Genomic DNA, 21,735 nt, shown 5'->3' on the forward strand with positions numbered 1-21,735 from the left:
ACCAAAAATTATCAATACAATAAAATGAGAGGAAAATTTTTTAATTATTCGACGATTGCCAGAATGTCTGCTTCTGACAAAATAAGCACTTCTTCACCGTCAATCTTTTCAGTTTTTACGCCGTAACCTTCACTGAAAATAACTTGATCGCCAATTTTTACATCTAACGGACGAACATCACCGTTCTCTAGCATTCTACCTTTACCAACGGCAACAACTTCACCGCGAGTTGATTTTTCCGCAGCACTACCCGTTAAAACAATACCACCAGCAGATTTTGACTCTACTTCTTTGCGCTTAATGATCACACGATCGTGTAATGGACGAATACTCATTTTTGTTCTCCAGAAAAGTTCTATTTAATAAAAATAATGGATAAAAGCATGGTGCTATTTACTCGTAGATGTAAGATGGGGATAAAATAAAACATCACAAGTCTAATTTTTAATTTTTTTGTCGTTTATTTACCCACTTGCTCGCAACAACCACTGCATACTAAACCGACGGAGCAAATGTGTATCAAATTTATTCTGCGCTCAAGCGCGGGTCGTCACTCTATTTAAGCACTAATCTTTGCGCTCATACTCACCATCTAAGGTCGTGCCTTTATGCGGTGGTTGAATATTATCTTGATACGACTCTGGTGGTGGTGACGAAAAATCATTGTGTTGCTGAAAATGAAAACTTGTTGCGCTAGCGTTACTAGCCATGTGGGGTTTAACACTCGACACTATGGTGCTACGCACAGCAGGTACCAACAAGCTTAAACCAAAAATATCAGTGACAAAACCGGGCGTGACTAACAAAACACCCGCTACTAATAACATCAGCCCAGTGACTATTTCATCTGAGGGCATTTGCCCCTGCGCCATTTTAGACTGCACTGAATTTAACGTCGCCAGACCTTGCTGGCGAACATACTTAGCCCCAAGCCATGCGGTAAATATCACAATAGCAATGGTTGGCCATAAACCCAATACTGAACCAACTTGCAGTAGAACTGAAATTTCAATAATCGGAATGATAATAAAAAATACGAATAACAAGCGAAACATAGTCGCACCTAAAAAATCTTTAATGAAACTTATATGGGGCTTTGCAGGTCTTTTTCAAGCATGCCAATTGCAGTTGATAAAATAAGCACCACTTATTAACAATTTACACCTTACTGATCAAAGAATATTCGCGTAAACTGATGCGATAATTGCTCAAAGGTCGTTAGCCAAATGCATCAACCCACGTACACTAAGGTGGAGCGATAGCGTACGTGGTCGTGCTTTAATCAAGCTATGGCACAATATATGTGGGGTGTGTTGTAACTCGCACAGGCCTTTGCTAGTTAGGCGCTACTAAACAATGCTCATGGTCTTAACTGCACTAAAGTACGGCCTAAAATCTTTAGCTTTCACCTTGAACATCCAGCAAGGCGATTGCCAATAATGTCACTGGATATATGAGTTTTAAAATAACGGTTATGAAAAAAGTTGTTGCTGTTTTTTGGTTAATTGTTGCTACCTTATCTTTTGTGCCCTCCTTGTTAGTGAATGCTCAAGAGTCTATTTTTAGTAGCCCATCGTCATTATTTAGTAATGACAATGAATTTTTAAAAGTTGATGACGCTTTTATTTTTGATTTTCATCAACAGAAAAACAAGCTACAAGTTAGCTTTAATATTGCTGATGGTTATTACTTGTATCGTCACCAATTTAAATTTAGTACTGACAATGCCACATTGGTGCCCGTTAACTTACCTCAAGGTGAGCATCATGAAGATGAGTTTTTTGGTGTCCAACAAGTCTATACCGAACAATTAAACTTACTGCTAGATATTGAACAAGCCGGCGCTAATGCTAGCTTAACAGTGCGCTACCAAGGATGTGCTTATAAAGGTTTATGCTATCCACCAACCACAAAAACAATGCCTTTAACTGCTGTCACTTTCGCAGATAGCGACCCGCAGCAGGTCTTATCGGCACTGACTGTCGACCAGCCTTCAACGCCGGCAGCAAGCACAAGCAACAATAATAGCAATGCAAATAGCAGTGAACAGCACCAGTTGGCTGACATGCTAAAAAGCGATAGCCTTTGGCTTACCTTAGTGGCATTTTTTGTCGGTGGTTTGCTGCTATCTTTTACCCCTTGTGTTTTTCCTATGTACCCGATCCTAACAGGTATCATTGTTGGTCAAGGTAAAAAACTATCAACAAAGCGGGCTTTCGCATTATCCTTTACTTATGTACAAGGCATGGCGATAACTTATACACTGTTAGGTATTGTGGTTGCTATTGCAGGCGCACAGTTTCAAGCCATGTTTCAGCACCCAGTAGTACTGATCACCTTAAGTATCTTGTTTATTTTCTTAGCTTTATCAATGTTCGGCCTCTTTAACTTAGCCCTACCTAATCGTTGGCAAAACAAATTAAATCAATTAAGTAACAATCAAAAAAGTGGCTCTTATTTTGGTGTTTTAGCCATGGGCGCCATTTCAGGCTTAGTGGCCTCTCCGTGTACGACAGCACCATTAACAGGTGCGCTACTTTATATCTCTCAGTCTGGAGATATTTTGCTTGGCGCTTCAGCACTTTATGCCTTAAGTTTAGGCATGGGCTTACCGCTACTAATTTTAGGCAGTTCTGGCGGTAAGTTACTACCTAAAGCCGGTAACTGGATGGAGGTAATTAAGAACATCTTTGGTTTATTATTACTGGCAGTGCCAATATTCTTACTTGAGCGCTTCTTACCTGCAGTTGCGATAGAGCTACTTTGGACGTTACTTATTTTAGCTACCGCGGGATACTTTTATACCGTAAATCAAGGCTCTGCTAAAAGCTTTGGCTTTGGCTTGCGTAGCATAGTGATCTTTTTAATTTTCTTTGTTGGCGCCAATAAAGCTTACCAATTGCTTTACCCTAGCAATCATACTGTCGTTAGTCAGCAAAGCGCACAACGTAGCTTTGAGCAAGTGAAAAATCTAACGGAAATGAACCAAGCCATTGCCAGTGCTAATGCACAAGGAAAAACCGTCATGGTAGACCTGTATGCCGACTGGTGTGTCGCATGTAAAGAATTTGAAGAATATACGTTTTTTGCAGCTCAGGTGCAAAGTGCGCTGGCCAACACCGTATTATTGCAAATCGACTTAACCGATACCGGTTCAAAAGACAGTGTTGAGTTAATGTCACACTTTGGCATATTTGGCTTACCGTCCATTTTATTCTTTGATTTAAACGGCGATGAATTACCACAACGCCGAGTGACTGGCTTTATGGCGGCCGATGAGTTTGCTGCACATGTTAGACAAACCTTCGCACCATAAAAAGCTTGCTGTAAGCAGTGCAGTTAATGCTAGGGCATTAACTTTCGGTTTTAAACTTAGTGGCTTGTCGGCTTAGCAATGAGATCGACTCGCCATTTACCATCAACAATTTCACTGTCGATAAATTCAAAAAGCTCGGTTTCTGGGATCGGTTTAGAAAAAAAGTAGCCTTGGATAAGGTCACAATCATTTTCGGTCAAACTACGCAACTGGGCCTGTGTTTCCACTCCCTCAGCAATAACCGTTAAGCCTAAGTTTTTCACCATAGCAATCGTTGACATAATAATTTGAAAATCGGCATTATTCTCGAGCATGCCAAAAACAAAACTTTTATCAATTTTAATAACATCAACTGGCATACGTTTTAAATAAGCCAACGACGAATAGCCGGTACCAAAATCATCAATCGCAAAACTAAAACCTAGTAATCGCAAGTTATCCATGCTGATGATGGCCTTATCAATATCTTTAACGAGCGTTTGCTCGGTCAACTCTAGCTCGAAACTCGCTGCGGTTAATTGAAACTCATCGAGTAGGCTATTTAAATAATCGGGCAAGTTTACGTCAGTAAACTGGGCCGCTGACAAGTTAATGGCAATTACCACATCATCAAGCCCAACTTGCTTGATCTTTTTTGACAGTTGAAAGCACCGACGAATAACCCAATAACCCAGTGCTATCATATGCTCTGAGTTTTCTAAAATCGGAATAAAGTCATCAGGTGATACCATACCACGCTCTGGATGTTGCCAACGCAATAGCGCCTCAAAGCCATAAACTTTATTGGTTTTAGCCACCAGTTGTGGCTGTAAACTTAAACTAAACTGCCCTTTGGCGAGAGCTTGCTTTACCTCACCTTCCATCATGACTCGGTGTGCCACGCGCTGAAACATATCACCATGATAAATAAAGTACTGATCACCACCGTTATCTTTGGCCTCATACATGGCAATATCGGCATGGCTAACCAATTCACTCGCTTTAATTAACTTGCCCTCTGTCATTGCAATCCCGATGCTACAAGTAACATAAAACATGGCGCTATCAACTTTAATCGGCTGATGAAAGCTCGCTAAAATGGCTTTGGCCAGTCTTTTTGCCACCTGATCTGGCGTGTTTTCGTTTAACACTATGACAAATTCATCACCGCCAAAACGACAAACAGTTCCTAAATTGGCAACATTGTGCGAAATGCGTTTCGCCGCTTCAACCAACAATTTGTCACCTTCACCATGACCGTGACTATCATTGACCTTTTTAAAATCATCTAAATCAAGAAACAGAATGCCAACATTACTGTTGTTGCGTGTGGCACTAATTAACTGCTTGCGCAGTTGATAGTTCAACATATTTCGATTAGCTAACCCTGTTAGCAAGTCATACATGGCTATGTTTTCTAATTCTTTAGTTTTTTGTGTTACAGCACGATTAAGCTGCTCTAGCTCATAACTTAACTCGGTCGAGGCGTTAATTAAAATATCGACTTCATCTGGGAATAACTTCGACTGGCTAATAGTTACGGCACGAAATTGTTCAAACTCTTTCTGCGCAAGCAAGGGCAGTAAATCAGAAAGCACCAGTATTCTTTTGGTAAAAGGTCCAGCAACAAAGTGCACCAATAACGCAATAATGATAAAGATAGCAACCACCGATAAGACAAATTGCATGCGATAGCTTTGATATTTTTCGGTGAATGAACTGACATCATCAACTAGGGTCAAGTAGAAGTCTTGTGATGAGGAAGACGCTAATGGCAGCAAATTAATCAAATAACTACGGGTTAGATGCTCTACTTGTAAGCCATCAGCAACCACATTTCGCACCTTATGACTATTTGGGTTTTGGTTAAAAAGTGCCGACATTAAATTTGTTGCTGACGATGTCACGATTTTGGCTTGCGCTAATGTTACCTGCGGTGTCTTGGCAAAAGCCACAATTGCCACTTGGTTTTCAAGCGCTTGATTAATCGCATAAATAACATCAACTAAAGAAATTGCCATAGTGACAATTGCCATGTCCTTACGAGCGTTTAACACCGGAATAGACACCAACTGTAAGCAGCGTTGTTGACAGCTTAAATAACTGTCTGGTGCTAAAGTTTCTTTCACTCTAGCCATACTGCTCAGCGCTTGCCTTGATAACGAGGATGATTGATAAATTGGCGTTAACTCGCTTGATACTAGCCAAAGCGCTTCCACATTATGGTTAATCTGTAGCGAATCAAATTGTTGTTTGAGTGCAACAGCGGCTTGCTGAAAATTTTCTTGCTGCTTTAATTGAATTAGGTCAGTAAACGACTCCAACCAAATGCCAGCTTGTTCACGCTGAATACGACTTTGCATGGCAAATTGCGCCTTACCTTGACGTAACTTATTACTTTGATAGTGTGCAAACTCTTGCTCTAGCCGCGAAATTGATAGCATGGCAAGGGATAAACTTAAGACTAATAAAGCGCCGACAACCAGCACAAAAAACTTCGCCGAAACGCTGACAAACTTGAGCTTCATAACTAAAACCAATACATAAGTTGAATCGCCCAAACTTGCCAGTTTTTCTGTGCATTAGCAATGGGATCAGGCTGCACTATTGGCGACAACCTAGCGCCACCTTGCATCCAATGGTATTCAGCATTGAGTCGAAAATTGCTGCCTAAGTCATATGAAATACCCAGCATATTATCGTGGTGAAAAGCAAAATATGACGGTATGCGTCCACCGGATTTTTGCTTGAGTTTACTGCCATTTTTATCATCTTTATCGGCATAAAAACGCTCATGTCGCGCTAATATGGATAATTTATCGGTAAGCTGATACCGAGTCTGTAGGTAATACCCCTGGCCTAAGTTGTCTTGAAAAAAACCTGGGAAGTAAAAACCCTCGGTGACAAAGCGTTGCTGGAACAACTCCATGCTAAATTGCCATAACTCACCTTCATACAGTGCACTGGCGGTATAAAATTGGTAGACAAAGTCACTGTCAAAATAATTGTCGACTTCTGCTTGCTGATAAGCAAACGTCGAATCAAGCGCCGACAAACCAAAGCGCCAGCCTGAAAATGGCGGTTGCCAATAAATACTCGCTTGCATATCAAGATCATGATCTAGCTTGCCTAAAGCCAGTTCGCCAATAATAACATCTGATTGTCGCTCGGAAATTGCACTTTTACCGCGACTAAAATTGAAATCAATTTCACCGACATCATCATCACTATAACGCAGCTTCATGGCCGCGCCATCACCACCGACGGCAACGTCACGAAAACCGTCAAAATAGACAACCTGAGGAATAATAATGGACGGGCGCGCAAAGGGAATATCGCGCGTGCTAGAGTATAACCAGTGATTATTCTTTACTCGACCAAAATAAAAGTTAGCTTGCCAGTGCTCACTGTGAAAAGCATTCCACTGTAATAGCAAGTAATCAATACGCGGACCGGCATGATAACGGTTACCGCCATTTAAGTAGACCGCCTGCCCAGCAACACGAAAATCATCATTCAGTTGATATGATGCGTTAATGCCGATTTCAGTTAATTCCAGTGATAAGCTTGTATCTGAATTGATATAATTACTGTGATTGGCATCGATTATACCCTGCGCTACAAAGCCATGAATCTGCAAATCATCATGGTTAACCTCTTTAGCACTCACTGCAAATGCTAGACAAAAATGACATAGCAGCTGCAGCGCATATGAAAAATTAATTGGCCTAATCATCAATTTGAATGACGTTAACATCCTTGACCTCCGATAATGTCTCCACATAACCTATTGCACCTTTTGTGGTTTTCACCGCTTGTAGTAACGCCTGTTGATTAGCCACTTGAATCGGCGCAACTCCATAGCCTGAAAATGTTAGCTTTTGCCAAATTCGATCGAGTTGATAGGGGAAAAGCGCTAATTTATCTTTACAAAACTGTTGATGTAAAGGCGCTTGACTAGGTAGCACATAAATTACGATAGGTGTGCCATTTTGCCAATACAGTTGACGCATCGTATAAATGCGACGCAGTTGACTGACTGACAACGAACGCGTATCAGCAGTGACATTTGAAATTAGGTGAATTGCCTCAACTGGCGGGCTTAAAAGCAAAACTGTGAGCACAATTTTTAAAAGTTTATTGTTAATCATTGCATCCTTGTCATTAACATGAAGCGACGTAACATCATTTAACCGATTTGGGGTTGCCAAGTGCTGATTAAATCAATGAATTAATTATAATTCCTTGCTAGTAAAGTCTAGCCAATTTATGAAAACTTACCTAATTAGAATCGCTATTTTTTCTTCGCTAAGTGATAAGACCAGTATTTTGCTGCTATATTCTGCGAAAACACTATAATAATCGGCAAACAATATAAAATGTGACATTTGAGTCAATTTTAATGCATTGACCTAATAAAATGTGTCATGATATTGATATCACATAGCAATCAAGGTGTTATTGCCGAAGATGACAGCAAAGTTTAACGTTTTAGTTCTAAATGGTCCCAATTTGAACATGTTGGGGAAACGCGAACCTACTATATATGGTACGTTATCGCTCGCTGAAATTATGCAAAATTTATCTGCCATGGCTGCCAAAATGGGTATGAAGTTCACTCATTTACAGTCCAATGCTGAATTTCAACTCATCGATGAAATTCACCAAAGTTTTCAGCAAGTAGATTTTATCATTATCAACCCTGCAGCACTCACACACACGAGCGTTGCACTGAGGGATGCATTGCTTGCTGTAAATATTCCGTTTATTGAAGTGCATTTATCCAATGTTCATGCGCGCGAGGCATTTAGGCAACATTCATATTTATCAGATATTGCCATAGGCGTTATTAGTGGCTTAGGGGCAAAAGGTTATGAGTATGCCTTAGCCGCGGCACAACACTGGTTACAAGAAAACAAATAAATACTTAGGCGACAATATATCGTTTAAGTTTCCACACACTAGATTAAATAATGAAGACAATAAGGTATTCACATGGATATTCGTAAAATCAAGAAGCTGATTGAATTAGTAGAAGAGTCAGGCATCAACGAATTAGAAATTTCAGAAGGCGAAGAGTCTGTTCGCATCAGTCGCGGCGGTACACTAGTACAAGCTGCGCCCGCCATGCATGCCGCTCCTGCTGCTGCACCGGCACCGGCACCTGCAGCTCCAGCCGCACCTGCGGTTGAAGCAGCACCAACAGAAACAGGTCACGTTGTTCGTTCGCCTATGGTAGGTACCTTTTATTCAGCAAGCTCTCCAGATGCGCCAGCATTTGTTGAAGTGGGTCAACATGTCAATGCCGGTGATACGCTATGTATCTTAGAGGCAATGAAAATGATGAATCAAATTGAAGCCGATAAATCTGGTGTTATCAAACAAATTTTAGCGCAAAACGAAGACGCTATTGAATTTGATCAACCGCTATTCATCATTGAATAAGCCCAACCATTAAGGGTATTTTCATGTTAGATAAAGTTGTTATCGCCAATCGCGGCGAAATTGCCTTAAGAGTTCTGCGAGCTTGTAAAGAGCTTGGCATTAAAACGGTGGCTGTACATTCTACCGCCGATAAAAATCTTAAGCACGTGCTGTTAGCGGACGAAACCATTTGTATTGGTAAACCTTCGGCGCTTGATAGTTACTTAAACATTCCGGCCATTATTACCGCAGCTGAAGTAACAGATGCCGTGGCAATTCATCCGGGTTATGGTTTCCTTGCTGAAAATGCAGACTTCGCTGAACAAGTTGAGAAGTCTGGCTTTGCCTTTATTGGCCCAAAAGCAGAAAGCATTCGCTTAATGGGTGATAAAGTCTCTGCCATTAAAGCCATGAAAGCCGCTGGTGTGCCTTGTGTTCCTGGCTCAGATGGTCCGTTAACCGATGATGATGAGTTAAATTTAGCCCACGGCAAGCGCATTGGCTACCCAGTGATCATTAAAGCTTCTGGTGGTGGTGGCGGCCGTGGTATGCGTGTGGTACGCAGTGAGGAAGATTTAATAGAAGCCATTAAAATGACCAAGTCTGAAGCTTTATCAAGCTTTAATAACGACATGGTTTACATGGAAAAATTCCTTGAAAACCCACGTCATGTCGAAGTACAGATCATGGCCGATGGTCAAGGTGGTGCGATTCACTTAGGTGAGCGAGATTGTTCAATGCAACGTCGCCATCAAAAAGTGGTTGAAGAAGCTCCGGCGCCGGGTATTACCCCGGAAATGCGGGCAAAAATCGGTGAACGTTGTTGTAATGCCTGTATCGAAATTAATTATCGTGGCGCTGGTACTTTTGAGTTTTTATACGAGAACGGCGAGTTTTATTTCATTGAAATGAATACCCGTATCCAAGTTGAGCATACCATTACCGAAATGGTCACTGGTGTTGATTTAGTGAAAGAGCAACTGCGCATTGCCGCGGGCCAACCATTATCTTATACCCAAGAAGATATTAAAATCTCCGGTCACTCTATTGAATGTCGTATTAACGCTGAAGACCCACGCAGCTTTATTCCTTCACCGGGTAAAATTACTCGCTTTCATCCACCAGGTGGCTTAGGTGTACGCTGGGATTCACACATTTATGCTGACTACTCTGTGCCTCCTCATTACGACTCCATGATAGGTAAGTTGATCACTTGGGGCGACAATCGTGATGTAGCGATTGCGCGTATGCGTAATGCCTTAAGCGAGCTCGTTGTCGATGGCATTAAAACCAATGTTGCTTTGCATCTCGATATTTTAAATGATCAAGGCTTTGTTAATGGTGGTGCTAATATTCACTACCTTGAAAAGAAACTTGCTGACTTTGAATAAGTGCTAGCCTAGCGACAACCCGATAAAAAAAGCTCTGCCTGCAGAGCTTTTTTTATGTTCAATATCAAGCGCTGAACATGCTATCATAGCCGTTTAATAACGACGTATTAGCCATGAACTTGGTGAGCTATAATGACAGAATTACTCGAAAAACCCTTTCCCCCTGCCGACGACGATTGCTGTGGCGGCGGTGCATGTAACCCCTGTGTTTGGGATCATTACTACGCCGAGCGTAAAAAATGGCGCTTACAACAAGCAGAATTAAAAGCTGCGGCCGAGCAAGATAAAGCGCCAACACAAGACTAAGAGTAAGGCAAATGCAGCGCTGTGATTTGGCAAGGTAAAGCTTAGTTTGTCAAATCGATAACTTTTGCCACCAATTTGTTAATTCCACTAGCTGCTTCAGTTAACGACGTTGCCAGCATATACGCTGGCGTTGATACCAATTTATGCTGCGTTTCAACAACAATATCATCCACCGCACAGTTTTGATGAGCAAGCCCCGCCGCGGTTAACGACTGTGCCACGCCGACATCATGGCCTATGGTTGCTTGCACATTACTGCCGTAAATTATCGGCACCATCGCCGGCGCAATGCACATATAGCCTGCAGGCTTACTGGCGTTAGCAAAGCCTTGGCAAGCCGAAAGCACCTGCTTATTAACTGTGTAAGAGTCTGCATTGATGGCGAAATCACTTAAGTTTTTCGCGGCGCCAAAGCCCCCGGGTACGATCAAAGCGTCAAACTCTGCTACGATGAGTTCACTGAGATCTTCAACATCACCTCGGGCAATACGCGCTGACTCAATTAACACATTGCGTTGCTCTGCTGCCATCACCTCACCAGATAAATGATTTATCACATGGTGTTGGTTAATATTCGGCGCAAAACAACGATATTTAGCGCCTGCTTGTTCAATAGCAAGTAAGGTTAATACCGCCTCGTGAATTTCAGTGCCATCATAAACACCACATCCTGATAAAATCACTGCTATATTTTTCACACATCCTCCGCTGCTTGTCTTAGTTTATATCCGCAAAATTGGCAAATTATAACAAGATAAATCGCCACCGCCATTAAGAGTGCAAAAGGTAAAGCACTGCCGTCATAACATAACGCTAAAATGGGTCCAGCAAGTGAACCGATGCCAAAACGCAAAGTACCGTTAACGGCCGTTACTGTGCCAGCATGCGCTGAAAATTGCTGTAGAATTAAGGCATCAGCATTAACTGAAATCATGGATAAACTGCCCATTAACGGCAATATCGCTAAGACATGATAGACCAAGGGCAAGTTCAATATGCTTGCCAATAACAGGCTGCTAGAAGCCACAAACGCCACTAGCACACCAAAACCTAGCATTCTGCGTGAGCCTACTCGCCCCACTAGTCGCGTATTCGTAAAGTGTGCGGTCATCAAGGCTAAAATATTAATGGCAAACAGCAAGCTAAACTCAAACTCAGAAACCTTAAAAACGGTTAAATAAACAAATGATATTGCCGTGATATAAGCAAAAAATGCCAGAGAAACCAACATTGCCGTTAATAAATCAAAACGCGCAGCACGATTACGAAACACAACTTGATAACGCTGCAATACGGTTAATTTAACTGAGGAATGAATTTTATCCACATCGGGTAATTGATAATAGCTGCCAATAAAAACAACTAACGCATAGCCCGCTAAAACATAAAAAATTAATTGCCAACTATGTTGCAGCAATACACTACCAATACTCGGCGCTATCATAGGCGCAAGCATCATGATCATACTGACATAAGATAAGCCTTTAGCGGTATCCTTGCCGTAAAGTTGCCTGATAATACCAGGTACCACAACGGTAGCGGCGGCGCTAAGAAAAGCTTGCAAAAAGCGCAAGGCGATAAACTGTTCAATGCTATTAACCAAAGTCAGTGCAAGCGATGTGACAGTAAATCCAGTTAGCCCTAGCATCACTAATACTCGGGGTGAGTATTTGTCTGCCAGAGGACCAAACACTAGTAATCCAACGGCGTAACCAAGCAAATAAATACTGAGGCTATTTTGTACTAAAGGCATAGTGGTTGAGAAGTAGTCAGCCAAGGTTGGCATACCAGGTAAGTACATATCTATGGCTAATGGTGAAACCGCTATAATCGCCGCTAACAATGGCAATAACCGGGATAATAAAATGGTGCTTTTTTGCGCTTTCAAAAAGTCGTCCCTAATTGATTAATGTCTAAGCGTTGCATCATAACGAGCAAGCGCTTGGTGCTTAAAATGCTCAATAAACCGCAACTTTTTTGCACACAATTATGCGTGACTTAGTGATTGACTAAAACGGGTTTTGACTACTGAGTTTGATAACCCTAATCGCATGCATGTAAATGCCAGCTATTTCATATTGGTAGTAGCACAAGTACAGCAAGTCGCTTGCTGTGGTGAATTTTTCAACACTTAAAAAAGCAGGCTGTTTATTGCCACAGACGATCTGGTTTACCGCCATAGATTTGCCTGCGTGCAATGAAAAAGTTAACTGGGCTAGTATAACCTGCCAATTTGGCAAGCGAAAGCTATATGAAATGAGACTGTTTTGAGGCTAAAGACAAGCGATAAACACAACCAACATTAATGTGGCCGCTCACCTTGATTTAAGTGCGAGCAACGACTGTATTAGTGGCTTGACAGCATTGTGATATCGACACTTGAGCACATCGATATCAATAAAATTTTTCAAGATTAGTACTATGTTGAATTTGATTGTTGCAGAGCTACTTTCTGTGTTTATACACTTAACGCAAGTGCCCATAGCACAACACGCTGGCTACCTTCCTAGTCAGCGTCTTTTCTCAATAAGCTGACAGTGACTTATTGAGAAAAGCTGAGCCAGCGATCTTGTATGATTTTTTAGTCTTTAGTTACTGCCAATGGGTGAACCTGGTGGCAAGGTAATATTTGTCGTCGGCGTTGACGATTTATCATGGGCTAAACTGTATTTAATTTGTTGTGCCAATAATTGAAAGTGCGCCAGCGAGCCTTTATATTTTCTGATGCTGCGTTTATCCGTTAACCACTGGGTTAGATCTTGCAAAGTAACAAAAACTTCAGCTCGTACTTCTGGTACCACTTCTGTGCTGTGCCATAACTTTAACAAATGCTCAACTAACTGCTGATTAACACGTTGCTGTACTAATAATTCACTCGCCTGTTTAGGCGCTGACTTAATGGTGCTTGCCACGAGTTCGTTAAGTAAAAAACCGACCGACGGCACTTCTTTATCAAGCATGGTTTGCTGTTGTAATCTCGCTAAGCGCTGCGCATTAAGTAACTGTGATAAGGTGTGCTTGGCACTGGCCTCTGCAGCACTTATAGGGTCAAAGGTTAAACCGGTTCGACTAACAAAGCTTTCACGATCTCGGCTGTAGCCATAAGCTTTCGGTGGGATCAAAGCACTAATAGCTGCCGGCAAGGTCAGCGTCTGAGTTGATAAAGTGCTGATTAATGCTGCTAATGCTGCATGTTGCGCTTTACCAGTAACCATTTTTTGTTGATTGTTAAACTGTTCATCACGTATTTGATAGCCATATTCAACACCAGCAACTAACTTGGCAGCGGCTTGTACTTGAAAGCGATGAAAGTTGTAAATGGGTACCAAGACTTGTTCAAGTTCAGACATAGGTGCGCCAACGGGGATACTATGCAAGCCAAAGTTTTGCAATGCCAATGCCCTAACTTCTAATACCCGTTGTAGTTCTTTCGCTGCGTCTACGCCATTGTCCCATAAGTGCCCGGTTGCATGCGCGCCTGATTGTGGCCTCGCATCGGGGTCAGAAACGTACTCGAGCCCTAATGCTTGCGTGTTCGCCACTAAGTCCGCCAAAAAGCTTGCTTCTTGCGCTGCTGGTACATCAGCATAACCGTAGGCAATAACGTACTTATCCCATGCACCTATCCCCTCTGCATAGGCGTTAGCTAAGCTGATCTCACCATTTTCAATAGTGATGAGTGGATGTGGGTAGTCCATCACAGACGCGCGATCATTAACACTGGCCGCAAAGTTATGTGCTATGCCTAAAGTGTGCCCCACTTCATGGGCCGATAATTGACGAATGCGTGCTAAGGCCATTTCCTTCATGGCACTGGTGTCGGCATTGGCCGCTTTAAACGGTGAAGTTAAACCTAGCGCAATTAAATAATCTTGACGTACCCGTAACGAGCCCAAAGTAACATGGCCTTTAATGATCTCTCCGGTACGAGGGTCGATAACCGATGAGCCATACGACCAACCGCGCGTTGCTCTATGTACCCATTGAATAACATTATAACGAACATCCATAGGGTCGGCGTCAGCGGGTAATATTTTCACTTGGAAAGCATCTTTATAACCAATTGCCTCAAATGCTTGTTGCCACCAGCGCGCGCCATCAAGTAACGCCGTTTTCACCGGCTCAGGTACGCCGGCATCTAAATAGTAAACAATCGGCTCAACCGCCTCACTCACGGCTGCTGTAGGATCTTGCTTATGTAAACGGTGGCGTGGAATATTACGCTTAATTAACGGCTCATCAATGGCACTCGCGTAATCGGCATAGGCATGCTGCCAATAACCACTATAGGGATGAAAAACACGCGTTTGGTAGCCGTCATCGGGTAGCTTGATTAATGAGTGATGTAAGTTCACAGTGACCGCAGAGGCATCTGGCGTTACCGAGCGTAAATAGGCACCTGCATCACTACCTTTGAAGGTTACGGTAGCTTCAAGTTCAGTATTATTTGGAAAGGCTTTACTACGCTTTTCATAGATAGCACTGCGGCTAAGATCTATACTAAAACGCCCCTGTTTTGTTGCTTTTAGCTGTGCCGATAAGTTATGAATATCCGATAACAAAAATGGCGTATAATCAATGAGTGTTTTGCTATTATCCACTGAGCTGTGGCTGACTTTAAAGCCCCAGATAATTGAACTTGCAAACGCTTCATCTATGGCTTGTTGCTCGAGCTTATTATCACTATCTGCACGATAATCGGTATTAAGTTGACGTAACAACACTTTATTACCCACTCTTTCAAAGCGTACGATGCGAGTAGCGCCTAATTGCCCCCGATCTAAACCAATATCATTAGAGCCAACACCATGTGGCAGACTACTTTGAAATAAAAACGCTTGCTCAAAGTTGCTTATTTCAAGAAATACTTTGCCGGTTTCTTGATCAAGATAAAATGAGAAGAAACCTTGATGGTGCTGTTTGTCTTTAATAAATTCGGCGTAACTGCTTGCTTCTTGCGCTTGTATCGAAGATACAAAAAGCCAACAAAATACCATAGCCCTAACGAAAAACTTCATATTAAATCCCTGCAGTGTGTAAAATTAAATAATAGAAATACTGAAAATACTTTGGTTCTTGTTATAATCGCCGTCAAAGTAAACTCAACACTTAGTTAGCTTACTTTATCGCTTGATTAAAACAACTTTTGATATTTTGACAATATACCATAATATTAAAAATTAAATACAATATACAATTTGAGTCTTACTCTAAAGTAATTAGGTAACCCTATGCAACGACTAGCTCCCGCTTTACGCAAAGATAATGTTCCATTAGATTTAATTTCGTTAATTAAAACCATTCTAGCTGCAACGAAAGAAATCTCTTTTCGCGTTAGCCAAGCGCATTTAAGTGGTTTGATGGGGTCAACATTAGATGAAAATATTCAAGGTGAAGTGCAAAAGAAGCTTGATGTAGTGGCCAATGAACTTTTCAAAGATATTTTATTAGAGTCTGGCTTTGTCAAAGCTATTTCTTCAGAAGAAGAAGACAGCTCAGTGGCGGGTGATGAAAACGGCAAATATATTGTCTCATTTGATCCACTAGACGGGAGTTCAAATATCGACATAAACTCGTTAATTGGTACTATATTTTCAATTCACCAAGCGCCAGCGGATATGGACGCGAGTGATCCCAACATGTTTAAACAAGCAGGCAATAAACAAGTCTGCGCCGGCTATGTTCTTTACGGCCCGTCAACTATGCTGGTAATGACCACCGGCAGTGGCACCCACTTTTATGTTTTAGATCGCACCCATGGCGGCTACTTGCAAGTTGAACGTAATGTCCAAGTACCTCAAGATACCCAAGAGTTTGCCATCAATATGTCAAACCAACGTTTTTGGCAACAACCCATGCAAAATTATATTAATGATTTATTGGCCGGTGATACTGGGCCACGGGGCAAAAACTTTAACATGCGTTGGATAGCGGCCATGGTTGGCGATATTCATCGGGTTTTATGTCGTGGCGGTTTATTTACTTATCCTGCCGATAACAAAAATCCAGAAAAACCTTATAAATTACGCTTAATGTATGAAGCCAACCCGATGAGTTTCTTACTTGAACAAGCAGGTGGCTTAGCCATGACCAGCCAAGGTCGCATTATGGATATTGAACCAACTGATATTCATCAACGCGTTGAAGTGATCATGGGCTCAAAAAATGAAGTACAAGCCTGTTTAGCCTATTACCAATAACGCCTCATTTCTCTTAAGCACTGTGCTAACCAGCCAGTGCTTTATTTGCTTAGCCCCCTGCATTTTTTAGCCCCTTTAAATTTGTAACTATCGCGACTATTAGCTGCCGTGAAGGCAGTAAATTTATTTAGCGTCTTGGAATTTAGCTATAATATCCTGTATTTATCACCTATAGTGATAAATATATTATCTAAAGCAACTAGCCCAGGGACGATGATGTTATGAGTGTAAGCACTGAAATTGAACATACTTTTTCTGCACAAGAACAACTGGTTTCTACCACAGATCTTAAAGGCACTATCACCTATGCAAACCCAGAATTCTGCCATATTTCTGGCTACGACTTGGCAGAACTCGTTGGCCAACATCATAATATCGTACGCCATCCTGATATGCCTAAAGCGGCTTTTAAAGACTTATGGGAAAAATTAAAACGTGGCGACTCATGGCGTGGCGTCATTAAAAATCGCTGTAAAAATGGCGACTACTACTGGGTAGATGCCTATGTCACGCCCTTGGTCAATGATGGTAGTATTGTTGGTTATCAATCGGTTAGGTCATTACCCAGTGAACAGCAAAAAGCACAAGCGCAAGCGCTATATCAAAAGTTAAATAACAATAAACCTGTGGTTGATATTCAAGCTAATATCACTTTAAAACGTATTATTGCAGCTTTAGTTTTTATGGCCGCCATTACCTTAAACTGGCTATTAATCGGCGCGCTAAGCGCAGTGCTCATTTTATCGCTATGTATGGTGATTTTTATCACTATCTTCGCGGAAGAGTTGATTTATATGCCGCGACAGCTCGCGAAGACCAAACAAAGTTTTGATAGCCCATCACGGCTTATTTTTCTCGGTAAAGGCGCTATTAACATACTCAAATACCCAGCAGAGCTTTATCAGGCGAGAATAAAAACCATTTTAGGCCGTAGCAGAGATACCGGCAAAACCTTAGCAACCCTTGCCGAAGAACTTGCACAAACAGCAACAGAAATGCACACCAGTATTCAAGAAGAAAACCAACATATTGACCAGTTTGCCACTGCAATTACCCAAATGAGTGCCACCATTAAAGAGGTCAATCAGAGCACTAATATGGCCCATGAGCAAGTGTCAGCGGTTGAGGCAGAGTGTCGACAAAATATTGGTGTTGTCGAAGGTAATGAAACTAAAATCACCCAGTTAGCCAATGACGTCGAAAACGCTGCTACCAATGCGAATGAATTAGTCAATGATATCGATAAAATATCCACTGTCATGACTGAAATACAAGGCATCGCCGATCAAACCAATTTACTTGCGCTCAATGCCGCCATTGAAGCTGCCAGAGCAGGTGAACAAGGTCGAGGATTTGCTGTGGTGGCCGATGAAGTGCGCACCTTAGCCAGTAGAACCCAAAGTGCCACAGAACAAATACAACTTTCAGTGGCAGAGCTACAGCAAACCTTAAAAACTTGGAACCAAGTTATGTTAGCGAATAAGAGCCATGCCGATGACTGTAGTGTGCAATCAAAGTCAATCAAGCAAGCTATGTATAGTATTATTGAAAATATTCAAAACGTGAATGATATGACCGCACAAATTGCCACGGCATCAGAACAACAAAGTGTAGTTGCTGAGCAAATTACGCAAGGCGTTCATGACATTAGCAATATTTCTAAACACAATACGCAGTTAGCAAGTGCCGTCTCTACTAAAAGCGTTGAAGTTAATCATAGCGCTGAAAAGATCGCCCAGCTCAGCGAAAACTTTGGCTAACAATTAATCACTAGCAACGGTTCGCATACAAAAGTTCAGCGTTAGCGGCACCAATGGTGCTCGCTGCTTTTGTCTTCTGGTATTTTTTTAATCCTCCCAACCCCGACCAATCATGTACTCTTGAAAATAGATAAAGTGCTCACGCCTGCAATGTGACAAATGTCATTTTTCTCACCTCATCTACTTGACTTAGATCAAAAACCGACTACAATTTTCACAAATTACTGAAAGTTCGAAAACAACAAAAGAGTAGCAAAATGAAAATTACACCTATGACGCAATCACTGGTATTACATTTTGGTGAAATGGGCTCTCGCTGGGGCTTAAATCGTACGTTAGGGCAAATGTATGCGCTGATCGTCCTAACCGAAGCACCACTAAACGCCGATCAGATCAGTGAAGCATTACAAATCTCTCGCTCAAATGTCAGTATGGGCTTAAAAGAGCTTAAATCTTGGAATCTGATCAAGTTACAGCATATTCCCGGTGACAGAAAAGAGTACTTTTCAGCACCAAGTGATATTTGGGAGATCGCCCGTACTTTAGTGCTAGAGCGCCGCAAGCGTGAATTAGATCCAACGCTATCGACCCTGCGCGATGCCTTAATGGAACAAGCTACTAGTGAAGCCGACCAATATGCGCAAATGCGGGTCAAGCAAATGCATGATCTACTGGAAATGGTAACGTTGTGGACCACAGAGCTACAAGGTATGTCATCGGACAAGCTTGCTGCGCTACTTAAGCTTGGCGAAGGGATCAGCAAACTATTAGATGTGAAAGACAAGTTACTGCTGAGGTAGCGAATTCAATACACTTCGCGTTAAAGGCATATATTTTCTAAGATAAACAGACAAACACGTTATTTTCACGACATTAAATTAATTAGCTTAGGCAATTACACTATCTGGAGTAACTCAGATGTTCGATGCAGTCACCCTCGCCAATGACACAAGTTTCATGCTTTCACGCATCCAATTTGCTGCCAATATTAGCTTCCATATTTTATTTCCCACCATCAATATCGCCCTTTGCTGGATACTAGTATTTTTTAAAGTGCGCTATAACCTAAGCCAAGATGAAACTTGGTTGCGCGTTTACCGCTTTTGGGTGCGCATATTTGCCCTCACCTTCGCCATAGGCGTTGTCAGCGGCATTACTATGTCATTTCAATTTGGCACTAACTGGCCGGGTTATATGGAAACAGTCGGCAATATTGCTGGGCCCTTATTAGGCTATGAGGTAATGACAGCCTTTTTCCTAGAAGCCTCATTTTTATCCATTATGCTCTTTGGTATGAATCGCGTGTCTAACCGTGTCCACACCCTGGCCACCATTTTAGTCGCCATAGGCACAAGCTTGTCGGCATTTTGGATATTATCGTTAGACTCTTGGATGCAAACACCCGCTGGCATCGAAATGATAGACGGCGTTGCCCATGTCACCAGTTGGCTTGAGGTTATTTTCAACCCTTCGATGCCGTATCGACTGATGCACATGTTACTTGCTTCTGGCTTAACTGCTGCCTTTCTCATTTCAGGTATTTCCGCGTATCGGCTGCTTAGAGGCGACAATAAACAATCGGTCAAGCATGCGCTGAACTTTTCCGTGGCCTTGGCGGCGATATTAATCCCAATACAAATGTTTATCGGTGATTTGCATGGCCTAAATACCTTAAAACACCAACCGGCAAAAATTGCCGCAATGGAAGGTGTTTGGCAAACCGATACGGGTGTGCCTTTATTGCTATTCGCACTACCTGATCAGACACAGCGCAAAAATCACTTTGAAATAAAAATACCCAACATGGCGAGCCTTATTTTAACGCATGATAGCCAAGGCGAAATTCAGGGTTTGAATGATTTTGTCGATGCGCACCCGCCCGTTGCGCCCGTTTTTTTTAGTTTTCGCATTATGATTGCCATCGGTATATTAATGTGGTTATTTTCTTGGCTAGCGACTTATCAATATGTCATTAAAAAACGCTATCCGCCTTGGCTTTTAAAGACTGGGCTTGTGATGACGTTCTCAGGCTGGATTGCAACCTTAGCCGGCTGGTATGTCACCGAAATTGGTCGTCAGCCCTTTTTGGTTACCGGCATTTTACGCACCAAAGATGCGGTAACAACGACCGCCCCTGAGAATATAGTTATCTCATTAACACTATACATACTCATTTATGGCTTTTTGCTTGTCGCTTATATTCGCACACTTTTTGTAATGGCTAATCGAGCGGTAATACTGGAGCAAGGCAATACATCAATTACCGGCGCGACAACCACTACAGATATTGAGTTCGCGGATAAACAAGCAAATACTGAAAACCAAGGAGTGAAATAATGTTAGATACCACACTAGATTGGTTGCCTAGCGCATTCATTGGCTTAATGGCGTTGTCTTTTTTGATTTATGCCATACTCGATGGTTATGACTTAGGTGTCGGCGTACTGCTGCCGTTAGACAATAGTCAACAACGCGACACTATGATTTACTCAATTGGCCCTTTTTGGGATGCTAATGAAACTTGGCTGGTGTTGGCAGTGGGTCTTTTACTGATCGCCTTCCCAAAAGCACATTCCATTATTTTTCAAGCGTTATACTTACCCACGGCGTTAATGTTAGCTGGGTTAATTTTACGCGGCGTATCCTTTGACTTTCGCACCAAAGCCCCCAGTGCCGATAAACAAAAATGGGAGCTGGCCTTTAAGCTTGGCTCTGTATTGGCAACCTTGTCTCAAGGCTATATGTTGGGGCGCTATATCACGGCATTTGATGATAGCTGGTTAAGCTTGGGCTTTGCCATTTTGTCAGCCATTTGTGTAACCGCTGGTTATTGCTTTATTGGCGCAACATGGTTAGTGATGAAAACAGAAGGCGACTTGCAACGCCGCGCTGCAAGCTGGGCAAAAGTTGCCAATATCTTGATGGCGGTGGGTATTATACTGGTCTGTGTTAGCAACTTGTTACTTGATGCTAGGATCATGGATAAATGGCTCGGTGGCATACAAGCCTTAGTATTAATTCCCATTATAGCCTTGTTTAGCTTTACTTTTTTCGCTGTCGATAAATATTTACGCAAGGTTCCCGTTGCAAATGATACCGGCTGCTGGTACCCATTTTTTTCCGCCATCATGCTCTTTATCTTGTGCTTTTTCGGCCTAGCCTACAGCTTTTATCCCTACATAGTGCCTTTTCAGTTGACTATTTATGAAGCCGCCAGTGCGCGTGAATCCTTGTGGTTTATTTTTGTTGGCGCAACCCTAGTGTTACCTATGATTATCGGTTATACCATTTTCTCCTATAAAGTTTTCTGGGGCAAAACCACTAAGCTTAACTACTAAGTTAACTTAGGACTGCAGCAA

Annotated in this window: 18 protein-coding genes; 10 read left to right on the forward strand and 8 right to left on the reverse strand. The window is 42.1% G+C overall.

Annotated elements, in window-relative coordinates; translation table 11 throughout:
• Positions 1-44: 44 nt before the first annotated feature.
• Together B6K83_RS10755 and B6K83_RS10760 are read right to left on the reverse strand one after the other, a co-directional pair.
• Positions 45-335, reverse strand: coding sequence for a co-chaperone GroES (locus B6K83_RS10755; protein WP_085284918.1), 291 nt, complete (start codon positions 333-335; stop codon positions 45-47).
• A 231-nt stretch (positions 336-566) separates the two neighbouring features.
• Positions 567-1,055, reverse strand: a complete 489-nt coding sequence (locus B6K83_RS10760; protein WP_085284919.1) for an FxsA family protein — start codon at positions 1,053-1,055, stop codon at positions 567-569.
• 398 nt (positions 1,056-1,453) lie between these two features.
• On the opposite strand from B6K83_RS10760, the gene B6K83_RS10765 reads away from it, so the two are divergent.
• Entirely contained in the window at positions 1,454-3,316 is a 1,863-nt protein-coding gene (locus B6K83_RS10765) for a protein-disulfide reductase DsbD (protein WP_233143951.1), read from the forward strand.
• 56 nt (positions 3,317-3,372) lie between these two features.
• Here the strand turns inward: B6K83_RS10765 and B6K83_RS10770 are convergent, their stop codons facing one another.
• Genes B6K83_RS10770 through B6K83_RS10780 form a run of 3 tightly spaced genes read right to left on the reverse strand, consistent with a single transcriptional unit; the run spans position 3,373 to position 7,446 of the window.
• On the reverse strand, positions 3,373-5,823 hold the full coding sequence (locus B6K83_RS10770; RefSeq protein WP_085284920.1) for a bifunctional diguanylate cyclase/phosphodiesterase: 2,451 nt from the start codon (positions 5,821-5,823) through the stop codon (positions 3,373-3,375).
• Positions 5,824-5,825: 2 nt separating this feature from the next.
• Positions 5,826-6,965: a TonB-dependent receptor gene (locus tag B6K83_RS10775; protein WP_139175533.1), complete on the reverse strand. Its 1,140-nt coding sequence runs from the start codon at positions 6,963-6,965 to the stop codon at positions 5,826-5,828.
• 58 nt (positions 6,966-7,023) lie between these two features.
• Entirely contained in the window at positions 7,024-7,446 is a 423-nt protein-coding gene (locus B6K83_RS10780; protein WP_085284922.1) for a hypothetical protein, read from the reverse strand.
• Between the two features lie 319 nt (positions 7,447-7,765).
• Here B6K83_RS10780 and aroQ point away from each other — a divergent pair, with 319 nt between their 5' ends.
• From aroQ to B6K83_RS10800, 4 genes are all read left to right on the forward strand, one after another.
• The gene (aroQ, locus tag B6K83_RS10785; RefSeq protein ID WP_085284923.1) at positions 7,766-8,218 is read left to right on the forward strand and encodes a type II 3-dehydroquinate dehydratase; all 453 of its coding nucleotides are present in this window, start codon (positions 7,766-7,768) and stop codon (positions 8,216-8,218) included.
• A 72-nt stretch (positions 8,219-8,290) separates the two neighbouring features.
• Complete coding sequence (gene accB / locus B6K83_RS10790) at positions 8,291-8,740, forward strand: acetyl-CoA carboxylase biotin carboxyl carrier protein (RefSeq protein WP_085284924.1); 450 nt, start codon at positions 8,291-8,293, stop codon at positions 8,738-8,740.
• A 23-nt stretch (positions 8,741-8,763) separates the two neighbouring features.
• A complete protein-coding gene (accC, locus tag B6K83_RS10795) occupies positions 8,764-10,110 on the forward strand; it encodes an acetyl-CoA carboxylase biotin carboxylase subunit (RefSeq protein WP_085284925.1) in 1,347 nt (448 codons plus the stop codon).
• A 132-nt stretch (positions 10,111-10,242) separates the two neighbouring features.
• On the forward strand, positions 10,243-10,416 hold the full coding sequence (locus B6K83_RS10800) for an oxidoreductase-like domain-containing protein (protein ID WP_085284926.1): 174 nt from the start codon (positions 10,243-10,245) through the stop codon (positions 10,414-10,416).
• A 41-nt stretch (positions 10,417-10,457) separates the two neighbouring features.
• Here the strand turns inward: B6K83_RS10800 and elbB are convergent, their stop codons facing one another.
• From elbB to B6K83_RS10815, 3 genes are all read right to left on the reverse strand, one after another.
• A complete protein-coding gene (elbB, locus tag B6K83_RS10805) occupies positions 10,458-11,114 on the reverse strand; it encodes an isoprenoid biosynthesis glyoxalase ElbB (RefSeq protein WP_085284927.1) in 657 nt (218 codons plus the stop codon).
• The gene (locus B6K83_RS10810) at positions 11,111-12,304 is read right to left on the reverse strand and encodes a multidrug effflux MFS transporter (protein ID WP_085284928.1); all 1,194 of its coding nucleotides are present in this window, start codon (positions 12,302-12,304) and stop codon (positions 11,111-11,113) included. The genes elbB and B6K83_RS10810 overlap by 4 nt, the downstream gene beginning before the upstream one ends.
• Positions 12,305-13,004: 700 nt before the next feature.
• Positions 13,005-15,434: a zinc-dependent metalloprotease gene (locus B6K83_RS10815; protein WP_085284929.1), complete on the reverse strand. Its 2,430-nt coding sequence runs from the start codon at positions 15,432-15,434 to the stop codon at positions 13,005-13,007.
• Positions 15,435-15,647: 213 nt separating this feature from the next.
• Here B6K83_RS10815 and B6K83_RS10820 point away from each other — a divergent pair, with 213 nt between their 5' ends.
• The 5 genes from B6K83_RS10820 (at position 15,648) to B6K83_RS10840 (ending at position 21,714) form a co-directional block, all read left to right on the forward strand.
• A complete protein-coding gene (locus tag B6K83_RS10820; protein WP_085284930.1) occupies positions 15,648-16,616 on the forward strand; it encodes a class 1 fructose-bisphosphatase in 969 nt (322 codons plus the stop codon).
• A gap of 221 nt (positions 16,617-16,837) precedes the next feature.
• Positions 16,838-18,376 (forward strand): methyl-accepting chemotaxis protein, encoded by a 1,539-nt coding sequence (locus tag B6K83_RS10825; protein WP_085284931.1) that lies wholly within the window; start codon positions 16,838-16,840, stop codon positions 18,374-18,376.
• Between the two features lie 257 nt (positions 18,377-18,633).
• Positions 18,634-19,176 carry a GbsR/MarR family transcriptional regulator gene (locus B6K83_RS10830; protein WP_085284932.1) on the forward strand — a complete coding sequence of 181 codons (543 nt, stop codon included), beginning with the start codon at positions 18,634-18,636 and terminating at the stop codon, positions 19,174-19,176.
• A 118-nt stretch (positions 19,177-19,294) separates the two neighbouring features.
• Positions 19,295-20,713: a cytochrome ubiquinol oxidase subunit I gene (locus B6K83_RS10835; protein WP_198951681.1), complete on the forward strand. Its 1,419-nt coding sequence runs from the start codon at positions 19,295-19,297 to the stop codon at positions 20,711-20,713.
• Positions 20,713-21,714 carry a cytochrome d ubiquinol oxidase subunit II gene (locus B6K83_RS10840; RefSeq protein ID WP_085284933.1) on the forward strand — a complete coding sequence of 334 codons (1,002 nt, stop codon included), beginning with the start codon at positions 20,713-20,715 and terminating at the stop codon, positions 21,712-21,714. Before B6K83_RS10835 ends, B6K83_RS10840 begins: the two co-directional genes overlap by 1 nt.
• Positions 21,715-21,735: the final 21 nt, after the last annotated feature.

The organism is Colwellia chukchiensis (assembly GCF_002104455.1).
Classification (GTDB): domain Bacteria; phylum Pseudomonadota; class Gammaproteobacteria; order Enterobacterales; family Alteromonadaceae; genus Cognaticolwellia; species Cognaticolwellia chukchiensis.

Coding starts and splice junctions, on each gene's coding strand:
- B6K83_RS10755 (WP_085284918.1), bottom strand. CDS start 335: ATGAGTATTCGTCCATTACACGATCGTGTGATCATTAAGCGCAAAGAA.
- B6K83_RS10760 (WP_085284919.1), bottom strand. CDS start 1,055: ATGTTTCGCTTGTTATTCGTATTTTTTATTATCATTCCGATTATTGAA.
- B6K83_RS10765 (WP_233143951.1), top strand. CDS start 1,454: ATGAGTTTTAAAATAACGGTTATGAAAAAAGTTGTTGCTGTTTTTTGG.
- B6K83_RS10770 (WP_085284920.1), bottom strand. CDS start 5,823: ATGAAGCTCAAGTTTGTCAGCGTTTCGGCGAAGTTTTTTGTGCTGGTT.
- B6K83_RS10780 (WP_085284922.1), bottom strand. CDS start 7,446: ATGATTAACAATAAACTTTTAAAAATTGTGCTCACAGTTTTGCTTTTA.
- aroQ (WP_085284923.1), top strand. CDS start 7,766: ATGACAGCAAAGTTTAACGTTTTAGTTCTAAATGGTCCCAATTTGAAC.
- accB (WP_085284924.1), top strand. CDS start 8,291: ATGGATATTCGTAAAATCAAGAAGCTGATTGAATTAGTAGAAGAGTCA.
- accC (WP_085284925.1), top strand. CDS start 8,764: ATGTTAGATAAAGTTGTTATCGCCAATCGCGGCGAAATTGCCTTAAGA.
- B6K83_RS10800 (WP_085284926.1), top strand. CDS start 10,243: ATGACAGAATTACTCGAAAAACCCTTTCCCCCTGCCGACGACGATTGC.
- B6K83_RS10815 (WP_085284929.1), bottom strand. CDS start 15,434: ATGAAGTTTTTCGTTAGGGCTATGGTATTTTGTTGGCTTTTTGTATCT.
- B6K83_RS10820 (WP_085284930.1), top strand. CDS start 15,648: ATGCAACGACTAGCTCCCGCTTTACGCAAAGATAATGTTCCATTAGAT.
- B6K83_RS10825 (WP_085284931.1), top strand. CDS start 16,838: ATGAGTGTAAGCACTGAAATTGAACATACTTTTTCTGCACAAGAACAA.
- B6K83_RS10830 (WP_085284932.1), top strand. CDS start 18,634: ATGAAAATTACACCTATGACGCAATCACTGGTATTACATTTTGGTGAA.
- B6K83_RS10835 (WP_198951681.1), top strand. CDS start 19,295: ATGTTCGATGCAGTCACCCTCGCCAATGACACAAGTTTCATGCTTTCA.
- B6K83_RS10840 (WP_085284933.1), top strand. CDS start 20,713: ATGTTAGATACCACACTAGATTGGTTGCCTAGCGCATTCATTGGCTTA.